This window comes from Nocardia sp. NPDC049149 (assembly GCF_043197455.1).
In the GTDB taxonomy this organism is placed as follows: domain Bacteria; phylum Actinomycetota; class Actinomycetes; order Mycobacteriales; family Mycobacteriaceae; genus Nocardia.
This window is the reverse complement of record NZ_JBICTD010000002.1, coordinates 369938-388201: the sequence shown is the minus strand read 5'-3', so window position 1 is coordinate 388201 and position 18264 is coordinate 369938. Positions and strand designations below refer to the sequence as shown.

The following is an 18264-nucleotide window of genomic DNA, read 5'->3' as shown; positions in this document are numbered from 1 at the left end:
GCGGGAAGACGACGCGGGCCGGACCAGTGGGTGCTGATCCGGCCCGGGTTGCGTTGTGCCGCTTGCTATTCGCGCACGTAGTAGCGCAGCGTTCCGTATGCGGTGAGGGCGGCGAAGACGATGCCGACGGGCGCGATCACCAACGCGACCATCGCGATGTCGTCGCCGGTGATGCGCGGAAAGACCTTGCTGGCGAACAGATCTCCGAGCGCTCGGTCGATCACCAGCGGCCGTGCGATGAGCAACCCGACTACGGCGACGAGCGAACCGGCCAGCGCGGCGACCACCGCCTCCAAGAGGAACGGCAACTGGGTGTACCAGCGCGTCGCGCCGACCAACCGCATGATGCCGACCTCGGTGCGGCGGGTGAACGCCGCGATCTGCACCATGTTCGCGATCAACAGCAGCGCGGCGAACGCCTGCAGGATGGCAAGACCGAACGCGGCGTTACGCAGCCCGTCGAACAGGCTGACCAGCCGGTCGACGATGTCCTTGTCGTTGCGCACCATGCCGACACCTGGTCGCTGATAGAACTTTTCGTAGATCTGCGGATACAGCGCCGCGTCCTTCATCTTCACCCGCAGCGACGCGGGCAGCGGCGTCTCGCTGACGTACTTGGCCAGCTCGGGCTGGTCCTTGAACGTCTTCTCCTTGGCCTCGCGGATGGCGTCGTCGCGGCTGAGGTACTGGACGGATTCGACATCTCTGGTCGACTTCAGGTCCGCCATCAGCGTCTTACACGGATCGCGCGAACAGTCGGGGTCGTTGGCGGAGACATCCTCGGTGAGGTAGAGCCGCACCTCGAGCCGGTCCAGGAAGTACTGCTCGGTCTTGTCGGCGATCCGCACCGCGAGCAGACCGCCACCGAGCATGGTGAGCGAGACCGCGACGGTCAGGATCATCGCGATGGTCATCGTGACGTTGCGGCGCAGGCCCGCGAAGACCTCGCTGAACAGGAAGCTCGCGCGCATCAGCGATCCACCCCGTACACACCCGTCGCCTCGTCGCGCACCAAGCGGCCGCGGTCGAGTTCGATGACTCGCCTGCGCATGGCGTCGACGATGTGGTTGTCGTGCGTGGCCATCAGCACCGTGGTGCCGATCCGGTTGATCCGCTCCAGCAGCATCATGATGTCGCCGCTGGTGTCGGGGTCGAGATTGCCGGTCGGTTCGTCGGCAAGCAGTACGAGCGGCCGGTTCACGAACGCGCGGGCGATGGCAACCCGCTGCTGTTCACCGCCGGACAGCTCGGACGGTAGTCGGTCGGCTTTGCCTGCGAGCCCGACCATGTCGAGCACCTCGGGCACGGTGCGGTCGATGAACTGGCGCCGCTTGCCGATCACCTCCAGCGCGAACGCGACGTTCTGGTGCACCGTCTTCTGCTGCAGCAGCCGGAAGTCCTGGAACACACAGCCCATCCGCTGGCGTAGCTTCGGCACCTTGCGCCCCGGTAGCCGGTCCACGCGGAAGTCGGCGACCTGGATCTGCCCGGCGGTGGGGCTCTCCTCTTTGAGCAGCAGCCGCATGAAGGTCGACTTACCCGAGCCGGACGGTCCGATGATGAAGACGAACTCGCCCTTGCCCACATCGACGGTGATGTTGTCCAGCGCGGGTCTCGTCGAGGTCTTGTACGACTTGGTGACGTTCCGCATGGTGATCACGGGGAGCCAGTGTAGCCAGCAATCCCGCGTTCACCGCGTTGCTGATCGTCGGGGCGCGGCAAGTCCGGTGCATTCGATCCAGCGAGTGCACCGGACGGTAGGTCGACGGAGTCAGCCAGGGGGCGAACGTCGGGACGTCACGCTGAAGGAGTCCGCGGTGCGGGTGAGCTCGGCGTGACGACCGGTCGACGGTGGGTGCGCTCAGCGCGGCGGAGTTGCCGGAAGTACCGCTGCGGGAACGGTGTTCGGGCCGGGGTCGGTCACTGCCATGACCGGATGGTCCGGTTTGACGAACAGGTACAGCACGAAGGTGGCGACCCAGGTCGCCATCAAGATCGCGGTGGAGCGGCTCGGTCGCACGGATTCCGAGCGAAGCGCTCGCGCGGATTCCTTCAGAAGCGAGATGGTGCTACGTGGTCTCACTGATTCCCTCCCGGCGCAACGCTGCGGCTACCCGCACCCGCAGTTCGCGGCCGACTTCGAATTGTTTGCCTGGCAGTGTGCGGGCAACCATTCGGATGTTCATCTGGTCAACGGTCAGGTCTTCGACGCCCATCACAGAGGGCTCATCGAGGAGCAACGGTTTCAGCCGTGGATCCTCGTATGCCTTCGTGCCGACCTCGTGCAGGATCTCGTTGACCCTGGTGATGTCGGCGGTCGCGGCTACCGGGACGTCGATCGCGGCCCGCGCCCAATCCTTCGACAGATTCATGACTTTCACGATCTGACCGTTGGGCACGATGATCACTTCACCGTCCGAATTGCGCAGTGTGGTGATCCGCAACGTGACGTCCTCGACCGTACCCTCGGCCATCTCCGCGGAGCCAGTCACCGCGATGCGAACTACGTCACCGAAGCCGTACTGCCGCTCGGTGATCAGGAAGAACCCGGCCAGAATGTCCTGAACGATGCGCTGCGCGCCGAAACCGAGCGCGGCGCCGAGCACCGCGGCAGGCGCGACAAGGCCGGTGATCGCGAAACCGAGCCGCTGCAGCACCTCGATGCCGACCAGCACATAAATGATGGTCAAGATCACCCAGGTGACCACCTGCGCCAGCGCATGCCGGTGCTTGGCCGCCTCGGTGCGCACCAGCGCGTCGCCGCCGCGGAAGCCCTCGTCGATCTTGCGGGTGATGCGGTCCCTGAGGAACGTGGCAAAGCGGCTGAACAGCACCGCACCGAGAATGTAGAGCACGATCTCGAGGCCGTTGGAACGTAGCCAGGTCGTCGTCTCCGAGGTCGACGCGAGTGACATGGTCAACATCTCGACTGAACTACCTACTGGACGCACGCCAGACAGGTTACCGCCGGATCTCCCCGCCTTCCGCGCAAGCCGCCCCGTCCGTGGGCAGTTGCGCGCGCCGCAACGGCGATCAGCTCACCTGCTCCGGTGCTACGCGTCTTGGGCTTGGCGCATGCGCCAGCGGATACCCGATTCGATGAACCCGTCGATGTCGCCGTCCAGCACCGCCGACGGGTTGTTGACCTCATAGTTGGTGCGCAGATCCTTCACCATCTGGTACGGGTGCAGCACGTAGGAGCGCATCTGGTTACCCCACGACGCGCCCTCGTTGGTCTTGAGGGCGTCCATCTCGGCGCGTTCCTCCTGGCGCTTGCGCTCCAGCAGCTTGGCCTGCAACACGCGCATGGCCGAAATCTTGTTCTGCAGTTGGGATTTCTCGTTCTGACAGGTGACGACGATGCCGGTCGGGATGTGCGTCAGGCGCACCGCGGAGTCGGTGGTGTTGACGCTCTGGCCGCCGGGACCCGACGAGCGGTACACGTCCACCCTGATATCGCCGTCGGGGATCTCGATGTGGTCGGTGGTCTCGACCACCGGCAACACCTCGACCTCGGCGAAGGAAGTCTGGCGGCGGCCCTGGTTGTCGAACGGGCTGATCCGCACCAGGCGGTGCGTGCCCATCTCCACCGAAAGGGTGCCGTAGGCATAGGGCGCCTTCACCGCGAAGGTGGCGCTCTTGATGCCCGCCTCTTCGGCGTAGGACGTGTCGTAGACCTCGACGGCGTACTTGTGCCGGTCGGCCCAGCGGATGTACATGCGCATCAGCATCTCGGCCCAGTCGGCGGCGTCCACACCACCGGCGCCGGAGCGAATGTTGACCAGCGCGTCGCGCTTGTCGTACTCGCCCGAGAGCAGGGTGCGGACCTCCATGGCCTCCACATCCGCGCGCAGCGAGGCCCGTTCGCCGTCGGCGTCGGCGAGCGCGGAGACCCGGGATTCGCCCTCTTCGTCCTCGGCGAGTTCGTACAGCACCGGCATGTCGTCGAGGCGCTCGCGCAGCTTCTCGACGCGGCCGAGCTCGCTCTGCGCGTGCGACAGCTCGCTGGTCACCTGCTGAGCGTGCTCCTGGTCGTTCCACAGATCGGGATCTGCGGCTTGGTGCTCGAGCTCGTTGATGCGTCGGCGCAGCTCCTCGATGTCGAGGACCGATTCGACCGTCTTGAGGGTGGCGTCGAGTTCGGCGAGATCAGCGGAAACGTCAGGATGCACGATGCTCAAGCCTACTGGTACCGGGACGCCGGGAGCGCAGCCAGTCCGGCTCACCGTGTATTCGGGTCTTGCCGATTCGCTGCGCGAGAGTCGCGTTCAGGTCCAGCGCCGGTGTAGGTGTGCCCGCGGAGCCGAAGGATCGGGCGCCGGGCGGTGTGTTTTGCCAGCGCATGGGGTGCCGAAGGCGGTGCGCACGAACTGATGTTTGGCCAGCCGCCGCTCCGGTCGCCTCGATCGCTGAGTGGGAACTGGTGGCGACATCGCGAGAAGCCACCGCCACCAGTTCCCACTCGGCGGCGGTATGCCCGCCCAGTGGGGCAACGAGCGTCGAGAAGCGTGGCCGTGCGTGCCGAGGTGGGTTCGCAGTGTGCTTGCCGCGGAACCGAGGTCGGACTGGTTGAGCGCATCCGTTGTTGCATGGGTGCCGGTGGAATACGGTCCTGGCGGTCGGCATGCGCTGCGGAGGCGAACGTGAAACGTGCGCTGCCGGTGGGTGTTTCGTCCGGCGACGGCGGTCTATACCGCGCGGAGAGCGCCCGGGCGACGGCCGGTCAGGGTGTCCATGGCGGCTGCGGTGGGTTCGTCGGCAGGCAGATGGATGATCAGATGCTGGTCGTCGTCGGCGGAGAGATCGAGGATTTCGTAGGCCAAGCGCAGGTGGCCTGCCTCGGGATGGGTGAAGCGGGTGATGCCGGTGGCGGTGGGGAGGCTCGGCACGGTGTCGACCCGGTCGGTGAATTCGGGGCCTGCGGTGATGGTGAGCTCGTCGGCGAGCGCGGCGATGTGCACGTCTTTGCGGAACGGGCCTTGCTTGAGCGTGGCGACCAGGTGGTCGGCCTGGTGCGACCAATCCGGATAGGCGGTGCGGGCGCGGGCATCGGTGAACACGTGCCTGGCCAGGTTCGCCGGGGTGCTGTCGAAGAGGCCGGTCGGTGCCATCAGCCGGTGGTAGCCGTCGGTGTGGGCCAGCACCTCGGTGAGCCTGTTCACGATCACCGCGGGCGCCGGTTCCAGCTGGTCGAGGATCGCGCGGACCGCAGGGCGCACCTCCCTGGGCGGCACGGCATCGCCCATGCAGGTGAAACCGCTGTCGACCGATTTGGTGAGGCGGTGCAGGTGGATTCGTTCACTCGGAGCCAGGCGCAGTGCGTCGGCGAGCGCGGACAGCACCTGCGGGGACGGGCGGCGGTCGCGGCCCTGTTCGAGACGGGTCACGTACTCGACGCTCACGCCTGCCAAGGTCGCCAATTCCGCACGGCGCAGGCCAGGGGTCCGGCGGCGCGCACCGGTGGGCAGCCCCACCTGGGCCGGGGTGACCGCCTCGCGCCGCGTGCGGAGGAACAGGCCCAGCTCGTTGTCGCTCACCTTTCGAACGTAACAAGGGCGAGCCCGCCGAGGGTGTCCCTGCCACTACCACTCTCACGGCGGCCTTCCTAGCCGTCGCGGCGGGCAGCAGATTGGGAGTCGCGGCGACCGAGGGTGGTCGCCGGATCTGTGGAGGAGGAAACAATGTCGGCATTGAAACTCGCGGTGGTCATCGGCAGCGTCCGGGAGGGACGTTTCGGACCGGTTGTCGCGGAATGGTTCACCGAGCACGCCAGGAATCACGGTGCGTTCGAGGTGGACGTCATCGATCTGGCCGATGCGGATATCCCCCTGGCATTGCCCGCCGTTTCGCCCGCGTTCGAGCCGAATCCCGAGCGGCCTGCCGGGATGATGGACCTCACTCGGCGGCTGTCCGAGGCCGATGCGTTCGTGATTGTCACGCCGGACTACAACCGCAGCATCCCCGCCGCGTTGAAGGCGGCGATCGACTGGCATTACACCCAATGGGACAGCAAGGCAATCGGATTCGTCGGGTACAGCGGGCTGAGCGGTGGGTTGCTCGCGATCGAGCACCTGCGGCAGATCTTCAACGAACTCAACGCACACACCGTCCGCAACTACGTCTCCTTCCCGCGCTTCTACCTACTGTTCGACGAGGAAGGCAAACTGCGCGAACCCGATGAGCCCGCAGCCGCCGCACAAGCCCTCCTCGACCAGCTGCACTGGTGGGCCGACGCATTGACCACGGCCCGAGCTGTCTCGGTGGCATGAAGCCACAGACCCTTTTGACGGTGCACAGACTCTGTAACTGCTGTGAACCGTGCGGAAGGTCTGTGGGCAGGACCCGATAGGGTGCGGGGCGTGGCTGAGCACTCCTCTGATCTCGAACTTGCGCTGCGGTTGGCCGATGAGGCCGATGCGATCACCAGGGCGCGGTTCGGCGCGCTCGATCTGCGGGTGGACGCGAAGCCGGATCTGACGCCGGTCTCGGATGCCGACCTGGCGGTGGAGAAGGCGATCCGGCAGGTGCTGTCCGAGCAGCGGCCTGACGATTCGGTGCTGGGGGAGGAGTTCGGCGGTGACGCCGAGTTCACCGGGCGGCAGTGGGTGATCGATCCGATCGACGGCACCAAGAACTTCGTGCGCCGGGTGCCGATCTGGGCAACGTTGATCTCCTTGCTCGAAGACGGCGTGCCGGTGGTCGGCGTGGTGAGCGCGCCAGCGCTGTCCCGGCGTTGGTGGGCTGCCGCCGGATCGGGTGCCTGGACGAGCTTCGATGCCGAAGCGCCGAAATCGATCTCGGTGTCCGCCGTCGGTGAACTGTCCGCCGCGAGCCTCGCCTTCTCCAGCCTCTCCGGCTGGCGGGCGCGCGGGTTGCGCGAGAACTTCCTCGCCCTCACCGACGACGTCTGGCGCGTCCGCGGTTACGGCGACTTCTTCACCTACTGCCTGCTCGCCGAGGGCGCGGTCGACATCGCCACCGAACCCGAAGTCTCCCTGTGGGACCTGGCCGCACTGGACATCCTCGTTCGCGAAGCAGGCGGTCGCTTCACCTCCCTCGCCGGCGCCGACGGCCCGCACGGCGGCGACGCCATCGCCACCAACGGCCTGCTCCACGACGAAGTCCTCACCCGCCTGCGCCACTGATCCGCTCGCTCGGCCTCTGATCGGCACCGCTCAGCGGAGCGGTCGACGACAGCATCACTAGCCGAAGCACCTCGGTCATGTCCCGCTCACCACCGAAAGCCTGCGCGTCCGGGACATGACTGTGGCAACACGCCGTTGATCGCTCGCTGGTGTCCCGTTCGATCGCTGACTTCTGCGGCTGGGGGGCATGGTTGCGGGCGTAGTGGATTAGTCCGTCAGTGACTTCTCCATCAGGACGACGTGGGTGGTGCCGTGAAACTGGGGTGGCAGGGGCGTTTCGCGGAGTTCGGTGAAACCCTGTGCCGCGTAATACTTTCGGAGCACTTGGTTGTCGGCGGCGGTGTCGAGGCGTTGCACGGTGATGCCGTTGGCCAAGGTGTAGTCGGCGCAGAACTGGATGATGCGTCCGCCGAGGTCGCGTCCGCGCTGCTCCGGCGCGACCATCAGTCCGTGGATGTAGCCCGCTTCGGTGTCGTCGTCCGCGCCCCAGAACTCCGGGTCTCGCCAGATGACGCGGACCGCCGCGATCAACGCGCCCAAGTCATCACGCCAGACGAACCATTCGCCGCGCGCCGCCTCCTCGGCGACCACTGCGCTGGGATACTCGCCGGGCACCCACTGTCCGATGCCGTTGTCGACCATCCACTGGGCCAGCCGATTACGCAGGTGCGCGATGTCCTCGGCATCGTCAGGACTAGCCACGATCATGGGAGCCGATTCCGGCATGGTTGTTCCTCTCCCGGAGGGTCCGCCCGTTGCGGAACCCGCCGCGGTGCGCGACATGGAGCCGACCCTGGCCAAAGCCAGGTCTGCCCCGACATTACCGACGTGTGTGCTGAATTCGTTTGTGCCGCTCGAACGGTCGGCCGAGGCTAACCGGACCCGTGTACCCGAAGAATGCTACGGAGGGTGGGCTCGTCCTGCGGAGCACGGCTTACGACTACTCCGCTCCTGACACTTTGGTGACATGGAACCGCACAAAGATCCAGAGTTGAGTGAGGCAATTGCGCAGGCGGACTCGCCCTCATGGTCAGTCAGGGCTGCGGCAGGCCGGCGATTGGCGACAGCGCCGCAGATCGAAGCGGTCGCCGACGTGCTGCACCGCCTCCTCCTCGATCCCCAGGACACGGCGGTGACCTCGGAGACCGCCGCCGCCCTCTTGGCCCGCGGGGACCTGCCTGGACTACGCGCCGTTCTCACAACCCTCTCGATGGCGACCGACGATGACATCGCTGAGCAGCTCAGCGCGGAACTCGGCAGTGACTCACAGTGGACGGCCGGACACAGCGTCGCTGATCTCATCCGGCGGTGCCAGATGCCGACTTCCGATGCAGATCAAGGGCTTTCGTGACGCGGCGCAGTGATGACTCTCCCTTCTACATTTTCAGCTGCCCTAGGGTGGGCGATACGCCGCCGATCGACCCATCGGGTCCGCAGATGCTTGACGGATCGTTCCGTCGTCAGCGCAGTGCGTATCGCCGCTGACTACCGGCCTGGGGTGGCCGGGGTGAGGTCGACGTCGGCCGGCGGACGCAGTCGGCGCAGCGTTCCGTCCATGCTGGTGACGTACAGCGCCCAACCGTTGCCGTCGGGGGCGATGCGGACCGAGGTGGCGCCGTCGGGTGGGTCGCGCACCGGACCCGCTTTGATCAAGCCGGTGATGATCGCGCAGCCCGCGCCGCTGACGGTGTCGATCTGGTAGATGGCACCGACAACATGGTCGGCGACGAATAATGCTCCGGCGCGGGTTGCTTCCATATCGTCGAGGAGTCCGAACACCTGCGGAACGCCGGAGACGACGGTCTGGGTGGTCGGCGAGTCCAGGGGGATGCGGAAGATCCGTGCCGTCATATTGTCGGCATAGATCGACTTTCCGTCGGCGGCAAGGGCAATGCCGTTGCTCAGCGGCAGATCGGACCAGGTCTTGGTGTATTCACCCGTGGACGGTCGGTAGCGTCCGATGCCGGTCAATGGTCCGTTGACGCCGATCGTGGTGAACAGCAGATCACCGTCCGGAAGCAACAGCAGGCCGTTCGGCCCATTCAGCCCGGTGATCTGGACCGTCACCGCGCCGGTCGCGATCTCGTACCGCTGCAGTGTGCCAGGACCTGCCGTCAGCCCGTCGCCGGTGAGAAAGTAGACGTACGGCCCGGCAACCCGCACACCTGCCGGATTATCGAGACCTGTCACCAGTTTCTCGAATCGGCCGGCGCTGTCGACATGCGCGAGGAACCCGTCGAGGATGCCGGTGACATAGAACCCGCCCGCACCGTCGGAGTCGAGGTTCTCCAGATTGCCGACACCTTCGACCAGCGTCGTTGCCTCCCAACCTGCTGCGCACATGGCAGGGAACGGCTCGGCACTCGCCATCGGCGCGGTGGCGACCAGCCCCGCGAAGACGGCCACCGCCAGCGCTGTAGCTCGAATTCGATTGCTCCCCATCCCTCTTCTCATGCCCGTCAACCTAACAAGCCGCATCATCGGAGCTCTTCGGCGAATCTCGGTGAGCGCGGCGTAGTCCCAGCTCAGAGCATCGGGTGCGGCGAAGGCCGAGTGGTTTGTCCCCATGTGGAGAACTCGCAACCCGACCTGGACCAATACCGATGTCTCGGTGGCGCCGCTCGCGCACGCTCGTAGGATGGGCCGGGTGACTCCCCCCGATGCATTCGCGGCCGTGGCGACCGACACCGATCCCGGTGTGGACGCCGGATCAGTTGCGGCGCAAGAGGTTCTACGCCGAGTCTTCGGCTACGACAGCTTCCGCGGTGACCAGCGCGAGATCGTGGAACACGTGGTCGCGGGCGGTGACGCGCTGGTCCTGATGCCGACCGGCGGCGGCAAGTCACTGTGCTATCAGGTGCCTGCACTGGTGCGGCCCGGCGTCGGGGTGGTGATCTCGCCACTGATCGCCCTGATGCAGAACCAGGTGGATGCGCTCAGCGCACTCGGTGTGCGCGCCGGATTCTTGAACTCGACCCAGTTCCCGGACGAACGCCGCACCGTCGAGGCGCAATTCGTGGCGGGCGAGCTCGACCTGCTGTACCTCGCGCCGGAGCGGCTGCGGATGGAATCGACGGCCCAGCTGTTCGACCGCGGCAAGGTGGGACTGTTCGCCATCGATGAGGCGCACTGTGTTTCGCAGTGGGGCCACGACTTCCGGCCCGACTACCTGGCGCTGTCGGTGCTGCACGAGCGCTGGCCCGAGGTGCCGCGGATCGCGCTGACTGCGACCGCGACCGCGAAGACCAGCGACGAGATCGTCCAACGCCTGGACCTCGGCACCGCCAAGCGCTTCATCGCGAGTTTTGATCGCCCCAATATCCAGTACCGGATCGAGCCGAAGAACAAGCCGGATCGCCAGCTGCTCGAGTTCATCCGCACCGAGCACGCGGGGGACGCGGGCATCGTCTACTGCCTGTCCCGCAACTCGGTCGAGAAGACCGCGGCGTTCCTCACCGAGAACGGCGTCGCCGCCGTGCCGTATCACGCGGGCCTGGACAACCGCACCCGCGCGGAGAACCAGACCCGGTTCCTGCGTGAGGATGGTCTGGTGGTCGTCGCGACGATCGCCTTCGGCATGGGCATCGACAAGCCGGACGTACGTTTCGTCGCCCACCTCGACCTGCCGAAATCGGTGGAGGGCTACTACCAGGAGACCGGCAGGGCCGGACGTGACGGGCAGCCCTCGACCGCATGGATGGTGTACGGCCTCAACGACGTTGTGCAGCAACGCAAGATGATCGATTCGTCCGAGGGTGACGCCGCCCATCGCCGTCAGCTGCAACTGCACCTGGACGCGATGTTGGCGCTGTGCGAGACGGTGACCTGTCGCCGCGTGCAGTTGCTCAACTACTTCGGTCAGTCCGGCGACGCGTGTGGCAACTGCGACACCTGCCTCACCCCACCCGAGTCGTGGGACGGCACCGTCGCCGCACAGAAGCTGTTGTCTGCGGTGCTGCGGCTGAAGCGAGAACGCGGCCAAAGCTTCGGCGCGGGCCACATCGTCGACATCCTGCTCGGCAAGCAGAGCCCCAAGGTGCTGCAGCACGAACATCACGAGCTGAAGGTCTTCGGGATCGGCACCGATCTGCGCGATCTCGAATGGCGCGGCGTGGTACGGCAATTGCTCGCCCTCGGACTGCTCGCGGTGCACGGCGACTACGGGGTGCTCACCCTCACCGAGGCGAGCAACGAGGTGCTCTTCGACGGTCGTCAGGTGCGGCTGCGTCGCGAGCCGGAACGCGCGACCAAGCCAGCGCGTGCCGCCAAGGCGGGCAAGTCGGCGCCCGCGGACATGGCTCCGACGGACGTCCCGGTGTTCGAGCGACTGCGCGGGTGGCGGGCAGCCACTGCGAAGGAACAGGGCGTGCCTGCCTACGTCGTCTTCCACGACGCCACGCTTCGGGAGATCGCTGCCCGTAAACCGACCAGTCTGGCCGAGCTCGGCACGGTGGGCGGTGTCGGTGAGAACAAGCTGGCCAAGTACGGTGCGGGCGTGCTGGAGGTCCTCGCCGAAAAGTGACATTCTGCACCATTCGGTCTGTACGTGGATGACTCCGCTACCTGTCGTAGGTAACCCGAAAGTCATTGTGCGGTACTGGCGTTCGCTCGCCGAACGCAAACGTTACCCATGCGAATAAGCTAATGGGACAGCCTGCGGTAACCATCCGGTTGCCCGCCGTGCTCCTTTTGTTCAGACGGCCTCGCAAAGCTCCGACCATCCGACATCGCAACGAACAATGGAGTTTTCGCTCATGCCCCCTGTCTCGCCGCGTTCCATGCCCCGCCGGTTCCGCGCGGGCGCCATTGTGGGCGCCGCTGTTCTCGTCGGTACCCTGGCCGCCTGCGGCTCCGCCGACTCAACGAAGCAGAGCAACGGCGATCTCATCAGCCCCAAAGCCCAAGGCACGCTGAGCGACAACGGCGGCGCCCGCCGGACCACCGGCGACCGGACCGAAGCGCTGCGCGCCTCGCTCAACGGCAACCAGGCCAAGAACGTCATCCTGCTGATCGGTGACGGCATGGGCGACTCCGAGATCACGGTGGCGCGCAACGTCGCCGAGGGCGCGGGCGGCTACTTCAAGGGCATCGACGCCCTGCCGCTCACCGGCTCCTACACGCACTACTCGCTGGACAAGAAGACCGGAAAGCCGGACTACGTCACCGAGTCCGCGGCCAGCGCCAGCGCATGGGCGACCGGCACCAAGACCTACAACGGCGCCATCAGCGTCGACCTCAAGGGCGCGCCGCAGGCCAACCTGACGGAGATCGCGAAGGCCAACGGCAAGGCCACCGGCAACGTCTCCACCGCCGAAATCCAGGACGCCACCCCGGCAGTGCAGGCCGCGCACGTCACCGAGCGCAAGTGCTACGGCCCGGAGGAGACCCTGGCCAAGTGCCCGACCAACGCGCTGGAGAACGGCGGACTCGGCTCCATCAGTGAGCAGCTGCTCAACACCCGCGCCGACGTCACCCTCGGTGGCGGTTCGAAGAGCTTCGAGCAGAAGGCGACTGCGGGCAAGTGGCAGGGCCAGACGCTGAGCGAGCAGGCCAAGGCCCGCGGCTACAACCTGGTCTCGGACAAGGCAGGCCTGGACGCCGTCACCAAGGCCGACCAGGACGCGCCGGTGCTCGGCCTGTTCTCGCCCGGCAACATGCCGATCCGCTGGGCAGGCGAGACCGCCGTGCCGAACGGCCTGAACGCGCCCGCACAGACCTGCAAGCCCAACCCGGACCGCGCCGCCACCCTGCCCGACCTGGCGACCATGACCCGCAAGGCGATCGACCTGCTCAAGGAGCGCAAGGACGGCTTCTTCCTCCAGGTCGAGGGCGCCTCGATCGACAAGCAGGACCACGCCGCCAACCCGTGCGGCCAGGTCGGTGAGACCGTCGACCTCGACGAGGCCGTGCAGGCCGCGCTCGAATTCGCCAAGAAGGACGGCAACACGCTGGTCATCGTCACCGCCGACCACGCGCACAGCAGCCAGATCGTCCCACTGGAGACCAAGTCGCCCGCGCTGACCAGCAAGGTCGTCACCAAGGACGGCGCCGAGATCGGCATCTCCTACGGCACCGCCGACGCGGGTGGCTCGCAGGAGCACACCGGCACCCAGCTGCGCGTCGCCGCCTACGGCCCGCGCGCCGCGAACGTGGTCGGCCTGACCGACCAGACGGACATGTTCTTCACCATTTCCGACGCACTCGGACTCGACCGCACCAAGAAGCCGGTCCAGGCCGCGAAGTAAGACGACCACCAACATCGCTGCCCCGCCCCGGCATGACCATTGCTCGCCCGATAGGCGAAGATGGTCGTCGGGCGGGGCAGCGGCGTATGGAGGATCGTATGCGTGACAACAGCTTTGGCCGCAGGGGATTCCTGGCCGGTGCGGCGGGCGTCGCGGCAGGTGCGTCGCTGGTCGGCCTGTCGCCCGCGGAAGCGGTGCCGGTCGCGCCGGGCGTCACCAAGTTCGGCTTCCCCACCGACCGCGCGCTGCGGGTGCTGGTGACCGGCGACGCGGGCACCGGTCTGCGCGCGCAATGGGCGGTGGCCGAGGCGATGCGCACCTTCCACCGAAGCGAACCGGTGTCGCTGGCCGTCGGCCTCGGCGACAACATCTACGAGAGCGGACCGAACAGCGGCACCGATCCGCAATTCGCCGACAAATTCGAAAACCCCAATACCGGACTGGATTTCCCGTGGCTGATGGTCCTCGGCAACCACGACACCAGCTCCGTGCTCGGCGGTGACGGCGGCTGGCTGCTGCGCGGCAACCACGAGGTCGAGTACCACGCGAACTCACCGCGCTGGTGGATGCCGAGCCGCTACTACTCCGTTCGAGTCCCCGAGCAGCAGCCCGTCGTCGAGTTCTTCGTCCTCGACCTCAACCCGCTCGCCGCCTACATTCCGCCGATCCTCTCACCCTACTGGGCGGTCGACGGGCAGTTCATGAACGAGCAGCGCGCCTGGCTGGACCGTGCCATCGCCGAATCCACCGCCACCTGGAAGATCGCCTGCACGCATCACCCCTACCTCAACAACGGCCCACACGGCGACGCGGGCCGCTACGAAAACCTGCCCATCGAACCGATCAACGGCGTCCACGTAAAGCGGTTCGTCGAAGACCATGTGCTCGGCAAGTGCCAGTTCCTGCTGTCCGGACACGACCATTCGCTGCAGGTGTTCGAGCCGACCGTCGAATCCAAAGGCACCCGCCAGATCGTGTCCGGCGCCGCCGCCAAAACCGTTGGCGCCGAGCCTGCCATCACTCCCCGCGGCAAACACAACGCCCTGTTCGAGAACTATCACCAGCTCGGTTTCATGGTGCTCGACCTGACCGCGACCACCGTCGATGTGCGCGTGCACACCGTCGACGTCGCGACCGGCGCCGCCACCGAAGCATTCACCCGACGTCTCGTCTGAATACCAACTACGTTGCGCCGCGTGTGAATTGCGGCGCCAGGCCACCCCGGCCCACTACGGTGCAGCATATGGCTCCCGGTGATGGCCCCGATGACGTCTCCACCAGCTCGCCAGGCGGTGAACCCCCGGACGCGCAACCCAGCTCCTTCCGCGGAGTCGACCCGGCGGTCGAAGGTGTCTGGCTTCATCACCGCCCACCCGCCCGTTCCGGCCTGCCCCGCTTCTCCACGATCCTGCTGGCCCTCGCCTTCGTAGGGCTGCTAGTCCTCTGGCTCTTCGTGCACTAGAGCGGCCCGCGTCACAAGTATTGCGTGCACCCGCCCCGCCGGCTTCGCTGTCGCCGTCCCCGCTGGGCCCTACCAGGGAATAATCCGGTTGCCGCGTCACTTAAGGTTGATCGTTATGAAGGAGAAGGGGCGCAAGGTCATCGCGACCAACCGCCGGGCGCGGCACAACTACACGATCCTGGACACCTACGAGGCCGGGGTCGTGCTGGTCGGTACCGAGGTCAAGAGCCTGCGGGAAGGCAAGGCCTCACTCGTGGACGCCTTCGCGACGGTCGACAACGGCGAGGTGTGGTTGCGTGGACTGCACATCCCCGAGTTCAGCCACGGCACCTGGACCAACCATTCGCCGCGCCGCGTCCGGAAGTTGTTGCTGCACAAGCGCGAGATCGACCGGCTGGTCGGCAAGTCGCGCGAAGGGAACCAGACGCTGGTGCCGCTGTCGATGTACTTCTCCGACGGCAAAGTCAAGGTCGAGCTCGCGCTCGCCAAAGGCAAGCAGGACTACGACAAGCGCCAGGACCTGGCCAAGCGCACCGCTGAGCGCGAGGTCACCCGCGAGCTAGGGCGGCGGATCAAAGGCATGCGGTGACCGCCGTCCTGCTCGCGATCGTGGCCGCCATCGGCTACGGCGTGAGCGACTTCTACGGCGGAGTGGCGTCGCGGCGCGTGACCGCGCTGCGGGTCGTCATCTACTCCTACCCGTTTTCGGTCGTGCTGGTGCTGCTGCTCCTGCCGTTCATCGAAGGGACGCCGGACGCCGCATCGATCGGGTGGGGGTTGGCGGCAGGCGTTGCCAGCGGTGTCGCCGTGTGGTGGTTCTATGCCGCGCTCGCCAGCGGGCCGATGGCGGTGGTGTCGCCGCTGACCGCGGTGTTGGTCGCGGGAATACCTGTGCTGCTCGGTCTGGTGATCGGGGAGCGGCCCGGCCCGCTTGCGTACGCGGGGATCGTGTTCGCGCTGATCGCGGTGCTGCTGGTCAGTCGCGAATCGCCGGACGACGTCACCGAGGAGATCACCGGTGGGCGCGAGTTGCGGTTCACCAAGAAGGTGGCGCTGCTCACCATCGGATCCGGAGTCGCGTTCGGACTCATGTTCGTGTTCCTGCATGCGACCGCCGCCTCGGCCGGACTGTGGCCGTTGCTTGCCCAGCGGGCCGCCGCCACCGGGGTCGTGTGGATCACCGCCCTGTCGAGAGGACAGTTCAAGCGGCTGCGCGGCGAACCCTTGCGGTTGGCGTTCTACATCAGCGTGCTCGACGTGATCGGCAACGCGGCGCTGCTGTACGCGTTCCACGGATCGATGCTGTCGCTGGTCAGCGTCATCGGCTCGCTGTATCCGGCGGCCACCGTCCTGCTGGCGATGGTGCTGCTCGGCGAGCGCGTCGGACGGCAACAACAAGTCGGCATGGTGCTCGCCCTGCTCGCGGTCGGCCTGATCGCCGCAGCCTGACTGCGCCTGCCCACACACGCGGCGACACCGCCGAATAATGGGAAGAACCGCCCTCTCGGCGGTGTTAACATGAACAGCCCGGCAAGGTGTCGGGACGTACGGGGCTGAACGGTTTCGACTGCGTACGTAGATCTAGGGGAAGCGTGTCGGTGCAGGCAAGAGACCACCGTAAGCGTCATTGCAACCAATTAAGCGCCGATTCCAATCAGCGCGAGTACGCCCTCGCTGCCTAAGTAGCCAGGTCGTCTCTGTCAGTCCGGGTTCGTCCCTCGACCCGGGTACTGGCATCAGCTAGAGGGAATTACCGTCCGAGCCGGTCGCGGGTTCGGATGGGACATCAAACAGCGACTGGGATCGTCATCTGAGCTTGTTCGCGAGACTCGGAGATCCAAGCAGAGACACAGCGAACTGCACACGGAGAAGCCCTGGAGAAACGGCGGAGGACCCGGGTTCGATTCCCGGCAGCTCCACTTCACGGGAACCCGCAGGTCAACGACCTGCGGGTTTTCGCCTTTCCGGCGACTGGATCGATTCGCATGGTGATGGTGCTTGTACCTGCGGATTTGCGCGGCCCGCGGTTCGATTCCCGCCATGTCCCTGATGCTGCATCGAACCCCGACCGGCATAAGGATTAGTTATAATCGTTCGGTGCGATGGAGCATCCTGCTACTTGAGCCAGTCAATGACTGGTTCCTCGACCTGGTGAAGAACGAGCCGATGATCGCCGACAAGATTGAGGAAGCGTTGGACGAACTGGCCGAGCGTGGACCGGAGCTGGGAAGACCGTTGGTCGATCGGATCCAGTCCAGCAAGGCACTGCACAACCTCAAAGAGCTTCGCCCTCGAACCCCGGCGGGTTCCGAGATCAGGATGCTGTTCGTATTCGACCCGATGCGGGAAGCAATCGTCTTGGTTGCCGGAGACAAGTCCGGCCAGTGGAATCGCTGGTACCGAGATGCGATCCCGCTCGCCGAACAGCGCTATAAGGACTACAGAGCAACGAAGGATGAGTCATGAAGGGTGTGTCTTGGGAAGAGGCCAAGCGTCGAGCTCGCGAAATCGACCCGACATGGGATTCCCCTGACCGCGTCGCAGCGCGAGATGAGAGCCGCGAGCTGATGCGTGCGGAGCAGCGCGGACACCAGCTCGCCGAACTCCGCAAGCAGTGCGGGGCGACGCAGGCCCAGGTCGCCGAGCTGATGGGAGTTTCACAGGCCAGGGTTTCGCAGATCGAGCACGGCAAGATCACGTCCATGGACTTGGTTCGTGACTACATCGTCGCGCTAGGAGGAACCCTGGATGTTGTTGCCCACGTGGGTGATTGGAGCGTCAAAGTCGCTTAGCCAGTACCGACGCCGTGCCCCGGACGGACTGATCCAGTCACAGCCCGGTGGAACTGTCGGCTGGTCCCTGCTGCGTCGTGCAGATCAGCGAATGGTTGCTGAGCTAGTCGCCTTCTACTCCTTCGATTCCACCACGTGCCGAGCCAGAACCCGACTGCACCAACAGGTATGAGGCTGAGGATCCAGATCCCGGCGAGCACGATTCAATCCCAGAGTTCCGCGCAGGGGAGCAGTGGAAGATCGTCGCGCAGTGCATCATCCACAGTTACGACGAATTCTGGTGACACTTGTGCCAGTTCATCGGCAACGTTCCTGGCCTGCTGACGCCTGTTAGTCCAGCTTCAGCTCGCCTGACTCGATTCGGATGTGGCGCAATCGCCTTGGCGGCGGTGGGATTGCCACGGCGATCACTCGCGCTCCAGGCTTCCGACTGCATGTCTTATCACGCTGACGAATCCGATGATCACGCCGAAGGTCAGCCGACGACGCAGCCCACCGTCAAAAGACAAGGTTCCGCATGGCACGCACTCCCGTTCCGTTGATTCGACCGGATGACCGAATTGCCTGGTAACGAGGTTGAATACGGAACCGGATTCGATCCATACCCGGACCCGTCGGGC

General features: G+C 65.9%; 19 protein-coding genes and 1 other RNA gene. 12 read left to right on the top strand and 8 right to left on the bottom strand.

Annotated elements, in window-relative coordinates; translation table 11 throughout:
• Positions 1–65: 65 nt before the first annotated feature.
• The 6 genes from ftsX to ACGFNJ_RS07500 all read right to left on the bottom strand — a co-directional run bounded on the left by ftsX (position 66) and on the right by ACGFNJ_RS07500 (position 5537).
• Positions 66–971, bottom strand: a complete 906-nt coding sequence (gene ftsX, locus ACGFNJ_RS07525) for a permease-like cell division protein FtsX (protein WP_069163451.1) — start codon at positions 969–971, stop codon at positions 66–68.
• Entirely contained in the window at positions 971–1660 is a 690-nt protein-coding gene (gene ftsE, locus ACGFNJ_RS07520) for a cell division ATP-binding protein FtsE (protein ID WP_393444542.1), read from the bottom strand. Before ftsE ends, ftsX begins: the two co-directional genes overlap by 1 nt.
• Positions 1661–1861: 201 nt before the next feature.
• On the bottom strand, positions 1862–2083 hold the full coding sequence (locus ACGFNJ_RS07515) for a hypothetical protein (RefSeq protein WP_393444540.1): 222 nt from the start codon (positions 2081–2083) through the stop codon (positions 1862–1864).
• Complete coding sequence (locus ACGFNJ_RS07510) at positions 2070–2915, bottom strand: mechanosensitive ion channel family protein (protein WP_069163497.1); 846 nt, start codon at positions 2913–2915, stop codon at positions 2070–2072. Before ACGFNJ_RS07510 ends, ACGFNJ_RS07515 begins: the two co-directional genes overlap by 14 nt.
• A 138-nt stretch (positions 2916–3053) precedes the next feature.
• A complete protein-coding gene (gene prfB, locus ACGFNJ_RS07505; protein ID WP_393444538.1) occupies positions 3054–4172 on the bottom strand; it encodes a peptide chain release factor 2 in 1119 nt (372 codons plus the stop codon).
• A gap of 516 nt (positions 4173–4688) precedes the next feature.
• Positions 4689–5537 (bottom strand): helix-turn-helix transcriptional regulator, encoded by an 849-nt coding sequence (locus ACGFNJ_RS07500; protein ID WP_393444535.1) that lies wholly within the window; start codon positions 5535–5537, stop codon positions 4689–4691.
• A gap of 144 nt (positions 5538–5681) precedes the next feature.
• On the opposite strand from ACGFNJ_RS07500, the gene ACGFNJ_RS07495 reads away from it, so the two are divergent.
• Together ACGFNJ_RS07495 and hisN are read left to right on the top strand one after the other, a co-directional pair.
• Positions 5682–6269: an NADPH-dependent FMN reductase gene (locus tag ACGFNJ_RS07495; RefSeq protein WP_393444533.1), complete on the top strand. Its 588-nt coding sequence runs from the start codon at positions 5682–5684 to the stop codon at positions 6267–6269.
• Between the two features lie 90 nt (positions 6270–6359).
• Entirely contained in the window at positions 6360–7145 is a 786-nt protein-coding gene (gene hisN, locus ACGFNJ_RS07490) for a histidinol-phosphatase (RefSeq protein WP_393444531.1), read from the top strand.
• A 207-nt stretch (positions 7146–7352) separates the two neighbouring features.
• Here the strand turns inward: hisN and ACGFNJ_RS07485 are convergent, their stop codons facing one another.
• Positions 7353–7871 carry a GNAT family N-acetyltransferase gene (locus ACGFNJ_RS07485; RefSeq protein ID WP_393444529.1) on the bottom strand — a complete coding sequence of 173 codons (519 nt, stop codon included), beginning with the start codon at positions 7869–7871 and terminating at the stop codon, positions 7353–7355.
• Between the two features lie 265 nt (positions 7872–8136).
• Here ACGFNJ_RS07485 and ACGFNJ_RS07480 point away from each other — a divergent pair, with 265 nt between their 5' ends.
• Positions 8137–8496 carry a hypothetical protein gene (locus ACGFNJ_RS07480; RefSeq protein WP_393444527.1) on the top strand — a complete coding sequence of 120 codons (360 nt, stop codon included), beginning with the start codon at positions 8137–8139 and terminating at the stop codon, positions 8494–8496.
• A gap of 134 nt (positions 8497–8630) precedes the next feature.
• Here the strand turns inward: ACGFNJ_RS07480 and ACGFNJ_RS07475 are convergent, their stop codons facing one another.
• Positions 8631–9587, bottom strand: coding sequence for a hypothetical protein (locus tag ACGFNJ_RS07475; protein ID WP_393444525.1), 957 nt, complete (start codon positions 9585–9587; stop codon positions 8631–8633).
• Positions 9588–9792: 205 nt separating this feature from the next.
• Between ACGFNJ_RS07475 and recQ the strand changes: the two genes are divergently transcribed.
• The 9 genes from recQ to ACGFNJ_RS07430 all read left to right on the top strand — a co-directional run bounded on the left by recQ (position 9793) and on the right by ACGFNJ_RS07430 (position 17644).
• On the top strand, positions 9793–11667 hold the full coding sequence (gene recQ, locus ACGFNJ_RS07470; protein ID WP_393444523.1) for a DNA helicase RecQ: 1875 nt from the start codon (positions 9793–9795) through the stop codon (positions 11665–11667).
• A gap of 232 nt (positions 11668–11899) precedes the next feature.
• Positions 11900–13390: an alkaline phosphatase gene (gene phoA, locus ACGFNJ_RS07465; protein ID WP_393444521.1), complete on the top strand. Its 1491-nt coding sequence runs from the start codon at positions 11900–11902 to the stop codon at positions 13388–13390.
• 98 nt (positions 13391–13488) lie between these two features.
• Entirely contained in the window at positions 13489–14565 is a 1077-nt protein-coding gene (locus tag ACGFNJ_RS07460; protein ID WP_393444519.1) for a metallophosphoesterase, read from the top strand.
• A 68-nt stretch (positions 14566–14633) separates the two neighbouring features.
• A complete protein-coding gene (locus tag ACGFNJ_RS07455) occupies positions 14634–14852 on the top strand; it encodes a hypothetical protein (RefSeq protein ID WP_393444516.1) in 219 nt (72 codons plus the stop codon).
• Between the two features lie 115 nt (positions 14853–14967).
• A complete protein-coding gene (smpB, locus tag ACGFNJ_RS07450) occupies positions 14968–15441 on the top strand; it encodes an SsrA-binding protein SmpB (protein WP_393444514.1) in 474 nt (157 codons plus the stop codon).
• Positions 15438–16301: a DMT family transporter gene (locus ACGFNJ_RS07445; RefSeq protein ID WP_174567702.1), complete on the top strand. Its 864-nt coding sequence runs from the start codon at positions 15438–15440 to the stop codon at positions 16299–16301. Before smpB ends, ACGFNJ_RS07445 begins: the two co-directional genes overlap by 4 nt.
• Positions 16302–16401: 100 nt before the next feature.
• Positions 16402–16774, top strand: a transfer-messenger RNA (tmRNA) gene (gene ssrA, locus ACGFNJ_RS07440).
• Positions 16775–16949: 175 nt separating this feature from the next.
• Positions 16950–17318, top strand: coding sequence for a type II toxin-antitoxin system RelE/ParE family toxin (locus tag ACGFNJ_RS07435; RefSeq protein ID WP_393444512.1), 369 nt, complete (start codon positions 16950–16952; stop codon positions 17316–17318).
• A complete protein-coding gene (locus ACGFNJ_RS07430; protein WP_393444510.1) occupies positions 17315–17644 on the top strand; it encodes a helix-turn-helix domain-containing protein in 330 nt (109 codons plus the stop codon). Before ACGFNJ_RS07435 ends, ACGFNJ_RS07430 begins: the two co-directional genes overlap by 4 nt.
• Positions 17645–18264: the final 620 nt, after the last annotated feature.